The organism is Streptococcus ovuberis, assembly GCF_012396585.1.
In the GTDB taxonomy this organism is placed as follows: Bacteria; Bacillota; Bacilli; order Lactobacillales; family Streptococcaceae; genus Streptococcus; species Streptococcus ovuberis.
On record NZ_JAAXPR010000037.1, the window covers coordinates 1 to 10,610 of the forward strand.

At 44.9% G+C, this 10,610-nt stretch carries 12 protein-coding genes; 9 read left to right on the forward strand and 3 right to left on the reverse strand.

Going from position 1 to position 10,610, the window contains the following annotated elements:
* The coding region (locus HF992_RS11385) for an IS3 family transposase (RefSeq protein ID WP_168550119.1) at window positions 1–202 on the forward strand (202 nt) is incomplete at its 5' end.
* A gap of 157 nt (window positions 203–359) precedes the next feature.
* On the opposite strand, the gene HF992_RS11390 is transcribed toward HF992_RS11385, so the two are convergent.
* Together HF992_RS11390 and HF992_RS11395 are read right to left on the reverse strand one after the other, a co-directional pair.
* A complete protein-coding gene (locus tag HF992_RS11390; protein WP_168550120.1) occupies window positions 360–932 on the reverse strand; it encodes a hypothetical protein in 573 nt (190 codons plus the stop codon).
* Between the two features lies 1 nt (window position 933).
* Window positions 934–1,359, reverse strand: a complete 426-nt coding sequence (locus HF992_RS11395; RefSeq protein ID WP_168550121.1) for an OsmC family protein — start codon at window positions 1,357–1,359, stop codon at window positions 934–936.
* 103 nt (window positions 1,360–1,462) lie between these two features.
* On the opposite strand from HF992_RS11395, the gene HF992_RS11400 reads away from it, so the two are divergent.
* From HF992_RS11400 to HF992_RS11425, 6 genes are read left to right on the forward strand one after another with little or no spacing between them, the layout of a single operon-like run.
* Window positions 1,463–1,840 (forward strand): RidA family protein, encoded by a 378-nt coding sequence (locus HF992_RS11400; protein WP_168550122.1) that lies wholly within the window; start codon window positions 1,463–1,465, stop codon window positions 1,838–1,840.
* Between the two features lie 31 nt (window positions 1,841–1,871).
* Window positions 1,872–2,645 carry an alpha/beta fold hydrolase gene (locus HF992_RS11405; RefSeq protein ID WP_168550123.1) on the forward strand — a complete coding sequence of 258 codons (774 nt, stop codon included), beginning with the start codon at window positions 1,872–1,874 and terminating at the stop codon, window positions 2,643–2,645.
* Between the two features lie 9 nt (window positions 2,646–2,654).
* Window positions 2,655–3,545 carry an RNase adapter RapZ gene (rapZ, locus tag HF992_RS11410; RefSeq protein WP_168550124.1) on the forward strand — a complete coding sequence of 297 codons (891 nt, stop codon included), beginning with the start codon at window positions 2,655–2,657 and terminating at the stop codon, window positions 3,543–3,545.
* Window positions 3,542–4,516, forward strand: a complete 975-nt coding sequence (locus tag HF992_RS11415; RefSeq protein ID WP_168550125.1) for a YvcK family protein — start codon at window positions 3,542–3,544, stop codon at window positions 4,514–4,516. The genes rapZ and HF992_RS11415 overlap by 4 nt, the downstream gene beginning before the upstream one ends.
* The gene (whiA, locus tag HF992_RS11420; protein ID WP_168550126.1) at window positions 4,513–5,424 is read left to right on the forward strand and encodes a DNA-binding protein WhiA; all 912 of its coding nucleotides are present in this window, start codon (window positions 4,513–4,515) and stop codon (window positions 5,422–5,424) included. The genes HF992_RS11415 and whiA overlap by 4 nt, the downstream gene beginning before the upstream one ends.
* Window positions 5,425–5,439: 15 nt before the next feature.
* Window positions 5,440–6,315 (forward strand): aldose 1-epimerase family protein, encoded by an 876-nt coding sequence (locus HF992_RS11425; RefSeq protein WP_168550127.1) that lies wholly within the window; start codon window positions 5,440–5,442, stop codon window positions 6,313–6,315.
* A 361-nt stretch (window positions 6,316–6,676) separates the two neighbouring features.
* On the opposite strand, the gene HF992_RS11430 is transcribed toward HF992_RS11425, so the two are convergent.
* Window positions 6,677–7,681 carry a LacI family DNA-binding transcriptional regulator gene (locus HF992_RS11430; RefSeq protein ID WP_168550128.1) on the reverse strand — a complete coding sequence of 335 codons (1,005 nt, stop codon included), beginning with the start codon at window positions 7,679–7,681 and terminating at the stop codon, window positions 6,677–6,679.
* Between the two features lie 138 nt (window positions 7,682–7,819).
* On the opposite strand from HF992_RS11430, the gene HF992_RS11435 reads away from it, so the two are divergent.
* Both HF992_RS11435 and galT read left to right on the forward strand, forming a co-directional pair.
* Window positions 7,820–8,995 (forward strand): galactokinase, encoded by a 1,176-nt coding sequence (locus HF992_RS11435; protein WP_168550129.1) that lies wholly within the window; start codon window positions 7,820–7,822, stop codon window positions 8,993–8,995.
* Window positions 8,995–10,470, forward strand: coding sequence for a UDP-glucose--hexose-1-phosphate uridylyltransferase (gene galT, locus HF992_RS11440; RefSeq protein ID WP_168550130.1), 1,476 nt, complete (start codon window positions 8,995–8,997; stop codon window positions 10,468–10,470). Before HF992_RS11435 ends, galT begins: the two co-directional genes overlap by 1 nt.
* Window positions 10,471–10,610: the final 140 nt, after the last annotated feature.

A 10,610-nucleotide genomic window follows, 5' to 3' on the forward strand; every position in this document is an offset into this window, starting at 1 on the left:
TAGCCCAGACAATGGTATGATGGAATCATTTTTTGGCATTCTTAAATCTGAGATGTTCTACGGATTTGAAAGGTTATATCAATCACTAGATGAACTTGAACAAGCTATTACAGATTACATTTTTTACGACAACAACAAACGAATCAAAACAAATTTAAAAGGACTTAGCCCTGTGCAATACAGAACTAAATCCTTGCAATAATTAGTTGTCCAACTTTTTGGGGTCAGTACAAGGTCATTATGACTCTGGAGGTTTTTATCTATTTAACAATAGCTTGTAAATCAGCTACTCGAGTTTCTGATTTTGATGAATTTTAGTAGCTGTTTGGCTCTATATACTTTTTCTTCTTACTCTATAATCAAATACATTTGATGAGATGGACAGCATCAGAAGTGGTACGATGGTCTGATTCGTACCCCATGCTTTGAAAGAAATCTAAGTCAACCGAATCAGCAGATGGGAGGATTAGGCGAAGCGTCTGTCCTGGATATTGATTTCTAAGATAATCTTCGAGGGTTTGGTAAAAGATTTGCCTGATTTCCTGATCCATCCATTCAGGAGCCAGGTGAGGGTGCAACAACAAGTCTTTCCCCTGGATGTCTACTTGGCAAAGTCCTAAAAGAGCGCCATTACGCAGGATTTGTAGGTGGAAGCTGACCTCCTCATGAACTTTTGGGAGCGGTTCAGCTATTTGCCAGCGCTTCAGTAGCTCTCTTGCTTCTTCTGGGATTAGAGGATAGGCATAGTAGGAAGGTTTGTTCAATAACTTTTGAAAGTTTTTCTCCAGGTTTTTAATCCGCCTTTTCTGGACATTGGGATTGTCTGTTTGATAGACGTAATCGGCATAACCTTTTTGAAAGGCAGGGATCATTTGATCAAATAACTCCGCAATAGGCGCTGAAAAGCGATCGCTGAGGCTAATCGGTGGCATGCTATTCTCCTAAATCAATGGGATCAGTCCAAGCAACGGTTTCTAGAGTAACGGTCTTGGCCTGAGCGAGTAATTTGGAAACAGGGCAGCGTTGATCTGCTTCTTGGACAATGGCTTGTGCTTCATCTAATGAGAGGTCTTGGATGCTGGCCTGTCCTAGCACCCGAAAATAATAACCAGTTTGCTCAGGCTCTTTGAGGAGATCGACAGTAACAGAGACTGTCGACTTTGCTGAGATCTTTTTAGCGTCTAATAGGGCTTCAATGGTTGCATTGAGACAAGTGGACCAGGCGAGAGCGAGTAGTTCTTCAGGATTAAAACCAGGTTGGTCATTAAGGGGATGACTGGTTGGAACTACTTTTTCATTGGACAATTTTACAGTACCATTGATGCCTTGATGATTTACGGCAGTGACAGTGTAGAGCATAGGACCTCCTAATGTGCTTTTTTCTATTTTATCAAAAAAATGGCTATCCTAAAACGAAAAGTCTAGAATATGCTATAATATTAAAAAACAAAGGAGTTCAGATATGACGATTATTCAAACAGATAAAGCACCGGCTGCCATCGGGCCTTATGTCCAAGGAAAAGTAGTTGGAAACATCTTATTTGCCAGTGGTCAAGTACCACTTTCACCTGAAACGGGAGAGGTTGTTGGTGATACCATTGAGGCTCAGACAGAGCAGGTTTTAAAAAATATTGCAGCCATATTGGACGCTGCAGGGACTGACTTTAGCCGTGTGGTAAAGACGACCTGTTTCCTTAAGGACATGAATGATTTTGCGGCCTTTAATGCCGTTTACGCTAAGGCGTTTAAAGGTAGTTTTCCTGCACGTTCTGCGGTTGAAGTGGCTCGCTTGCCAAGAGACGTTAAGGTTGAGATCGAAGTGATTGCAGAAGTTGGGTAAGCGAGGATCGAATGGAGATTGAGGGGATAGGATGACCAAGGAAATTGTTTTGATTCATGGGACCTGGTGCGATGGCAAGGTCTGGGGAGACTTTGCCAACCAACTAGAGAAAATGGGCTTGGTGGTTCATACGCCAAGTTTGCGCTACCATGACCTGCCCTATGCTGAAGTAGAAGCAAAGGTTGGTGCTGTTAGCTTGACTGACTATACCGATGACTTGGTTGCTTTGGTAGAGAGTTTGCCAGAACCACCGTTATTATTGGGACACTCCTTAGGATGCCTTTTGGCACAAAAAGTTGCCGAGCGGACTCCAGTAGAAGGAATGATTTTAATGGGACCTGCTCCAACCGCAGATATTTTCGCCCTGTATCCGCCGATGGTACGCTGTTTTCTCAAGCATTTTTTACGTTGGGGGTTTTGGAAAAAGGCTATGCCACCTTATAAAGAAGAATTTTTTAAGTATTGTTTAAATGCTCAAGATCAATCACTGAAGGAAGAAATCTTTAACGGTTTAGTGCCAGAATCAGGCAAGGTCTATGCCCAGATGGCCTTTCCATTTGCAGATAAAAGTAAGGCTGGACGAGTGGATTTTAGCAAGATCAAAGGTCCTGTTCTTGTCATCACAGGCAGCGAGGACAAGATGACAGTCTCTGCTATTGCCAGAAAAACAGCCAAGAACTATCCTGGTTCACGTTTGGTGTCCATCACTGGTGCTGATCACATGTATGAATCAGGGGCATTTAAGCATCAGACCTTAGCTGTGATAGAAGGCTGGTTGCGGGAGAAGGCATTTATTGCCAGATAGGAGGAAAAAATGATTGATACCCCCTTACAGTTGGTGGTGATAACGGGGATGAGCGGAGCTGGCAAAACAGTAGCGATCCAATCCTTTGAAGACATGGGCTATTTCACGATTGACAATATGCCCCCTGCACTTTTGCCGAAGTTTATTGAACTTCTGCAAAGCAATAAGGACAATGATCGTGTCGCGGTTGTTGTTGATATGAGAAGTCGCTCCTTTTTTGCAGATGGCGGTTCTATCCTGGATCAGCTAGATAGCGATTTGAGTGTCGAGTTGAAGATTCTCTTTCTTGATGCGACGGATGGGGAACTGGTTGCTCGCTATAAGGAGACCCGTAGAAGCCATCCTATGGCTGCAGATGGTCGGGTGCTTGAAGGTATCGCCAAGGAGAGAGAACTCTTGGCACCGCTTAAGAGCAGTAGCCAGCATGTCATTGATACGACGGAATTAACACCACGAAAATTACGTCAGGCTATTATTGATAGTTTTTCTGATGGGAAAGAGCAGTCGGCCTTTCGGATTGAAGTGGTTAGCTTTGGCTTTAAATATGGTTTACCGCTGGATGCTGACCTGGTTTTTGATGTCCGTTTTTTGCCCAATCCGCACTATATTCCAGAACTGCGACCGCAGACTGGCTTGGATCAGCCGGTTTATGACTATGTGATGGGCCATGAAGCCTCTGAAGCCTTCTATCAGAGTCTGCTAGGTCTCTTGGTTCCGATTTTACCGGGTTATCAAACGGAAGGGAAATCTGTTTTGACCATTGCTATTGGATGTACAGGTGGTCAGCACCGGTCAGTAGCTTTTGCTAAACGGTTATCAGAGGAATTAGCCACAGCTTGGCCAGTGAACGCCAGCCACAGGGATAAAAATCTGAGGAAAGAGACGGTCAATCGGTCATGAGAAAACCCCGAATTGTTGTGATTGGAGGAGGGACTGGTATCCCTGTCATTCTCAATAGTCTCCGCAAACAAAATGCTGATATTACAGCTATTGTGACAGTAGCTGATGATGGAGGCTCTTCTGGTCAGTTAAGAGAGACATTGCGCTTGACGCCTCCAGGTGACCTCCGAAATGTTTTAGTTGCCATGTCTGACATGCCAAAGACCTACGAACAGATTTTCCAGTATCGCTTTCATGAAAATGATGGACCGTGGGCTGGTCATCCTCTTGGTAATATCATTATTGCAGGGATTTCAGAGATGAAGGGATCCACTTACAATGCCATGCAACTCTTGAGCCAATTTTTCCATGTGACGGGTAAAATTTATCCCTCAAGTGAGCAAGCTCTAACTTTGCATGCAGTCTTTCAAGATGGTACCGAAGTGGTCGGAGAGAGCCAGTTGGCCAAGCATACAGGTCTGATAGACTACGTTTATGTAACCAATTCCTATAATGATCAGAAACCTAAGGCTAGTCGCAAGGTTGTTTCTGCTATCATGGAAGCGGACATGGTTGTCCTGGGGCCAGGCTCCCTATTCACCTCTATTTTGCCTAATTTAGTGATTCCAGAAATCCAGCAGGCCTTGCTGGAGACTGTAGCGGAAGTTGTTTATGTCTGCAATATTATGACCCAGCGCGGTGAGACAGAACATTTTACAGATGCGGATCATGTTAAAGTCCTCAACCGTCATTTTGAGCGACCTTTTGTGGATACTGTCTTGGTCAATATTGAGGAAGTTCCGCAAAACTACATGGCGGTTCATGAATTTGATGAGTACTTGGTTCAGGTGGCTCATGATTTCAAAGGATTACAAGAACAAGCTTCCCGCATTATATCGTCTAATTTTTTAAGATTGGAACATGGCGGAGCCTTTCATGACGGCGACTTAGTTGTAGAAGAATTGATGAATATCATCAGGGTGAAGCGATGAGTTTCACTGTAAAAGTCAAGGAAGAATTGATAAGCCTGTCTACCCACGAAGCCTTTGAATTAGCCGCTATTATTAAATTGTCAGGTAGTCTGGGTTTGGGACAAGATGGGTTGACCTTGTTCTTGTCAACAGAAAATGCTAAAGTGGCACGTCATATTTATGAATTGCTTCTCAAGCATTATGCTATAAAGGCTGAGATCCGTTACCACCAAAAGACCAATCTCAAGAAAAATCGGGTTTACCAAGTGGTGTTGGAAGAAGGTGTCCAGACCGTTCTTAACGACCTGCATCTGGCGGATAGTTTTTTTGGGTTAGAGACAGGGATTGATCAGAGGATTTTAGGGCAAGAGGAAGCCAGTCGTGCCTATTTACGAGGAGCGTTTTTAGCAAGTGGATCTGTGAAAGATCCCGAAAAAGGGCGCTACCAGCTAGAAATTAGCTCAATCTATACCGACCATGCCCAAGATCTGGCTCAGTTGATGCAAGGTTTCCTTTTAGATGCCAAGGTCATTGAACGTAAAAAAGGCTCGATCACTTATCTTCAGCGGGCTGAGGATATCATGGATTTTTTTATCGTGACTGGAGCAATGGCGGCACGAGATAGCTTTGAGGAGGTTAAGATTCTACGGGAAACCCGCAATGATCTCAATCGAGCCAATAACGTAGAAACCGCTAATATCGCAAGGACCGTCACAGCTAGCGTTCGAACCATCAATAACATCATCAAATTGGATGGTCATATAGGGCTGGACAATTTACCCGCAGATCTCCGAGAGGTAGCTATCTTGAGGATGGAACACCCAGACTATTCGATTCAGGAATTAGCGGATAGCTTGACGGTTCCTATTACGAAAAGCGGTGTCAATCACCGTTTGCGTAAGCTCAATAAGCTTGCAGATGACTTATAGCAGAAGGAGACAGTCATGTATCAGTTAAAAAATGATCAGTTAACCATTGTTGCAACAGATAACGGAGCTATGCTGACCTCAATCCAGTCAGCGGATGGTCTAGAGTACCTCTGGCAAGGCGATCCTGTGCATTGGGCGGGGCAAGCCCCAATCTGCTTTCCGATTTGTGGCGGATTACGCAATGGCAGAGCGATGACTAAAACCCAAAAGTCTATCGTTTTGGGAAGACATGGCTTTGCTAGGAACAGTCAATTCGACTTAATGGAGCAAGAGGTAGATAGGCTCCTGTTTCGCTTACAGTCTAACTCAGAGACGCTGTGTGTGTTTCCATTTCCGTTTATCTTGGAGATTCAATACTGTCTCGTAGAGGATAGTGTAGCAGTTACCTATGCTGTCACTAATCCTGGAAAGGAAATTCTTCCCTTTTTCATTGGAGGCCATCCAGCCTTTAACTGTCCGATTGAGGATTCTCTGGATTTCTCAGATTATGCGGTCCAATTTGATCAGGAAATTGCTAGACAGACATTAGCCAACTGTGAGGGAGGCCTTTTATCAGCGGAAAATCTGGTCCAGCTGGAATTCGATGGTCGTCACCTGCCTCTTAAGCAAGCGCTCTTCAAAAACGGAGCCCTTGTCTTTGATCAGATTGCGAGTAAATCGGTGACTTTGACGAGTTCAAAAGGAACACATGGTCTTGAATTGACCTACCCCGATTTTAAGAATTTACTGATTTGGTCCAGTGGCACAAACGCACCCTTTGTGGCCTTAGAGCCATGGAACGGTCTGGCTACTCTGATAGAAGAATCCGATATTTTTGAGGAAAAAAGAGACCTGCAACTCGCCTTGCCAGGAGAAACCAAGGCCTATACTTATTGCATGCGTTTCTTTTAAAAGACGAAAGAGGCTGGGATGTCCTAGCCTCAAATGATTTTATTCCCGTGAAGACGCCTTAAAACTGTGTGACATGTCGCCGGTATCAAAAGCATTAAGTCGTTGCTGTGTTTCCTAAAATGGAATGATGGTAGTAGGGCCAAAAGACGCAGTAGCAGTGTGGTAGTAAAGCAGAAAGGGATTTGTGACTGTTCTCCTTTCCTGATTTAGTGTATTTAAGAGAGCGTACGTCGTTCTGCAAGTTTATTGGCAAGGTTCACTTGAGAAAAAGTCTTGGCTTCAACTGACTGTGGCCATGAAAATTCCAGAGACTATTCTTAAAGGGGACGAGCTGTAATCCTCTGACAATAGGTGGTAAACCTCAGAGGCTGGAAGCTTTTAGATTCAGTTTGGTGGCCAGATTAATTTGCTTGAGCGGGGCTTGCCCATCCTCCTTGATCAGCTGTTCGTGCACTAAGTCAACAGCAGCAGCTCCCATCTCCTTGGTAAAGACGGTCACGCTGGAGAGGCTTGGGTAGACATAGTTTGTCACAGCGGTGTCATTAAACGAAATGAGGCTAACACGTTCTGGAACAGGAATTCCCTTTTCTTGTAAAGCTTTTAAGGCTCCGATAGCCAAGCTATCGTTGGCAATAAAGAAGGCCTGAGGTAGCTCTTCTCCCAGATCATTGATTAACTCTGTCATCAACTGATAGCCACTCTCTACAGAAAAGGTTCCAATTCTAACCCGTTCAGCCTTGAAAGCTTTTTTTTCGATCAGGAATTGTTCAAAAATGGGAAGGCGTGGATCCTCTAGGGCTTCCGTTTGGTCTGATGTGCTCTCTTGCCCGGCCAACATGCCAATCTTATGGAGATTATTTTCCCAAAAATGGTGGAGAGCAGCTTTGACGCCGAATTCAAAGTCGGTAGTGACGCAAGAATAACCTCTAGCTAAAGTATTGCTATCCACAAAGACGAGCAGTGGCGTATAGCCAGCTAATTCTGCCATTTGAACCTTACTGAACTTCCCGATGGCGATGGCTGCATCTGCTTGGGCAATAGGTTCCAGCGATTCTTGATGGAAGATACGGATGATTTCAAAGCCCAGCTCTTGGGCTCTTTTTTCAAGCCCAATTCGGATAGCGTAGTAGTAGAGATCGTCCAGTTCTGCGTGTTGATCGTACCACTGGACAATGGCCAATTTGGGTTGCTTCTGTTTAGGAGTCACTTTTTTCTTGTGCTTGGTGTAATTCAACTCATCTGCAATATCAAAAATTCTCTTTCGGGTTTCATCGCTAACCGATAGGGTGGGATCGTAGTTCAGAACGCGTGAGACAGTGGCATTTGATACTCCAGCTTCAGTTGCGATGTCTTTAATCGTAGCCATGAGAGTCCTCCTTATTTTCGTTTCTATTATAACATGAAAGAGTCGGTGGGTAAATCAAATCATATTTTTAGTAAAATATTTGAAAAATTTACTAAAAGCGGTATAATGGAATTATCAAATAGCTATAAGGAGTATCTTATGAACACGGATCAATTGCAGCAGGCTTTTGTAAAGATTTTTGGAGAAGAAGCAGATGCGACCTTCTTTTCACCAGGGCGGATTAACCTGATCGGTGAGCACACGGATTATAACGGAGGCCACGTCTTTCCAGCCGCTATTACCCTTGGAACTTATGGTGCGGCTCGAAAACGTGAGGACAGGAAATTGCGTTTTTACTCAGGCAATTTTGAGGAGATTGGCATGATTGAAGTAGATTTGGACCACCTCGTCTTTGACAAGAAGGACAACTGGACCAATTATGCCAAGGGTGTGATTACGTTTTTAAAAGAAGCTGGCCACCCTATTGATACAGGGTTTGATGCTTATGTTTACGGCAATATCCCAAATGGGTCAGGCCTATCCTCGTCAGCTTCTCTGGAACTTTTAATCGGAATCATCGCTGAAGAGCTCTATGACCTCAAACTGGACCGTCTGGATTTGGTAAAAATTGGTAAGAAAACTGAAAATGACTTTATTGGAGTTAACTCTGGTATTATGGACCAGTTTGCCATAGGAATGGGGGCTGACAGCTCTGCTATTTACCTTGATACCAATACGCTAGAGTATGATTTGGTACCATTGGACTTGGGGGACCATGTCATTGTCATCATGAACACCAACAAACGCCGCGAATTGGCAGATTCCAAGTACAATGAACGCCGTTCGGAGTGTGAAACAGCGGTGGAAGAGCTTAACAAAGTGCTGGATATCAAAACGTTGGGCGAATTGACCAGTCAAGAATTTGACCAGTATGCCTATTTGATCAAGGATGCCGACCGCATCAAGCGAGCACGTCACGCTGTATCAGAAAACGAACGTACTTTACGTGCTCTTGAAGCCTTGAAAGCTGGTAAATTGGATGAATTTGGCCGTTTGGTCAATGCTTCTCATGTTTCCTTGGAGCATGACTATGAGGTGACAGGGATTGAGTTGGATACGCTAGCCCATACCGCTTGGGATCAGGAAGGTGTCCTAGGTGCTCGGATGACAGGGGCTGGTTTTGGTGGCTGTGGCATTGCCATCGTGCAAAAAGATAAAGTGGATCGCTTCACTGAAAATGTCGGTCGTATCTATACTGAAACCATCGGCTACGCGCCATCCTTTTATATCGCTGAGATTGCAGGTGGTAGCCGAGTCCTGTCGAGGAAAAGCTAATGGCAAAATTGATTGCATCCTTTGTGGAGCAGGTCATCGCCCACTCTGATTACACCGACATGGATAAGGTTTATCTGGTGAACCGTGTCCTCGCCTTGGTGGGCGAGGAGAATGCCCGTCGTGAGACCACAAGCACAGATCTGATTGCTCTGAAAGAAGAACTGGTTGATTTAGCAGTTGAAAATGGGCGATCTGGTGATCTCTTGGAAGAGCGTGACTGTCTGGGAGCGGAGTTGATGAACTTTATCACCCCACCACCTAGCCAGGTCAATCAGCGGTTCTGGAAGACTTATGAAACCAGTCCAGAGCAAGCCATTGCGGACTTTTATGCCTTATCTCAGCGTAACGACTACATTAAGGTTGCTGCTGTGTCCAAAAATATTGCGTTTGATACTTCAACAGCCTACGGTGACCTGCAAATCACCATCAACCTATCCAAGCCTGAAAAGGACCCCAAGGCGATTGCAGCTGCCAAATTGATGAAACAGTCCAGCTACCCGCTTGATCTTTTAGTCATGGAAAATGAGGGTTACCAAGGAAGGCTGGATCATCCCGCTCGGGCCAATCATCGGATCATCCGGCTGACTTTAGGCAAGGAGCAGTGGGGGTTCCAATATTCGCCCTACGCTTACTTTAAGGAGCACGGCATCTTCCTCAACACTGAGCACGTCCCCATGGTCATCAGCCGGACAACCTTTGAGCAACTGCTGGATATCGTGGACATTTTCCCTGGTTATTTTGTAGGTTCAAACGCCGACCTTCCCATCGTAGGTGGCTCCATTTTGACCCACAACCATTATCAGGGCGGTCGCCATACCTTCCCTATGGAAATGGCAGAGCTGGATAGCAAGTTTACTTTTGTGGGCTATGAGGGCGTCACAGCAGGTATTGTCAAATGGCCCATGTCGGTCATCCGTTTGACCGGCAAAGACAAGGAAGATTTGGTGGACTTGGCAGATAAGATAAGGCTGGCCTGGGCAGATTATGCTGACCCTGAGCTAGACATTATCGCTCATACTGGCAATGAACGCCATCATACTGTGACACCGATTGCCAGACGTCGAGGCCAACTCTTTGAATTGGATATTGTTCTACGCGATAACCACACGTCTCAGGAACATCCTGATGGCGTTTATCATCCGCACAAAGATGTCCAGCATATCAAGAAGGAAAATATTGGCTTGATTGAGGTCATGGGATTAGCCATCTTGCCACCTCGCTTAAAAGCAGAGTTGACAGAGGTGGAAAAATACTTGCTTCATCAAGATAACCAGCTGGCAGCCTATCATAAGGATTGGGCAGAGTGTCTTAAAACTGCTTATCCTGATGTGACTGCGGAAACCGTAACCGCTGTTGTCCAACAAGCCGTTGGTCAAGTCTTTGCCCGCGTCTTAGAAGATGCAGGGGTCTACAAACGGGATGCGGCAGGCCAGGCAGGCTTCAGGCGGTTTATCGAAACAATAGGCTCATTCTAAGCCGCTACTTCTGGTTTAGAAAGTTCTAAAATGAAGTTAGCCAGTTGAGAGTATGCAAAAACATCTCAGAGAGATATAATGTAGTTCACCACAAACACATTAAAAGGAACTCTGAGATGCAAAACCATTATACTACAAAA

What these genes read in the sequence shown, in the direction of transcription:
- HF992_RS11390 (WP_168550120.1), bottom strand. Translation starts at nt 932, where the DNA reads ATGCCACCGATTAGCCTCAGCGATCGCTTTTCAGCGCCTATTGCGGAG.
- HF992_RS11395 (WP_168550121.1), bottom strand. Translation starts at nt 1,359, where the DNA reads ATGCTCTACACTGTCACTGCCGTAAATCATCAAGGCATCAATGGTACT.
- HF992_RS11400 (WP_168550122.1), top strand. Translation starts at nt 1,463, where the DNA reads ATGACGATTATTCAAACAGATAAAGCACCGGCTGCCATCGGGCCTTAT.
- HF992_RS11405 (WP_168550123.1), top strand. Translation starts at nt 1,872, where the DNA reads ATGACCAAGGAAATTGTTTTGATTCATGGGACCTGGTGCGATGGCAAG.
- rapZ (WP_168550124.1), top strand. Translation starts at nt 2,655, where the DNA reads ATGATTGATACCCCCTTACAGTTGGTGGTGATAACGGGGATGAGCGGA.
- HF992_RS11415 (WP_168550125.1), top strand. Translation starts at nt 3,542, where the DNA reads ATGAGAAAACCCCGAATTGTTGTGATTGGAGGAGGGACTGGTATCCCT.
- whiA (WP_168550126.1), top strand. Translation starts at nt 4,513, where the DNA reads ATGAGTTTCACTGTAAAAGTCAAGGAAGAATTGATAAGCCTGTCTACC.
- HF992_RS11425 (WP_168550127.1), top strand. Translation starts at nt 5,440, where the DNA reads ATGTATCAGTTAAAAAATGATCAGTTAACCATTGTTGCAACAGATAAC.
- HF992_RS11430 (WP_168550128.1), bottom strand. Translation starts at nt 7,681, where the DNA reads ATGGCTACGATTAAAGACATCGCAACTGAAGCTGGAGTATCAAATGCC.
- HF992_RS11435 (WP_168550129.1), top strand. Translation starts at nt 7,820, where the DNA reads ATGAACACGGATCAATTGCAGCAGGCTTTTGTAAAGATTTTTGGAGAA.
- galT (WP_168550130.1), top strand. Translation starts at nt 8,995, where the DNA reads ATGGCAAAATTGATTGCATCCTTTGTGGAGCAGGTCATCGCCCACTCT.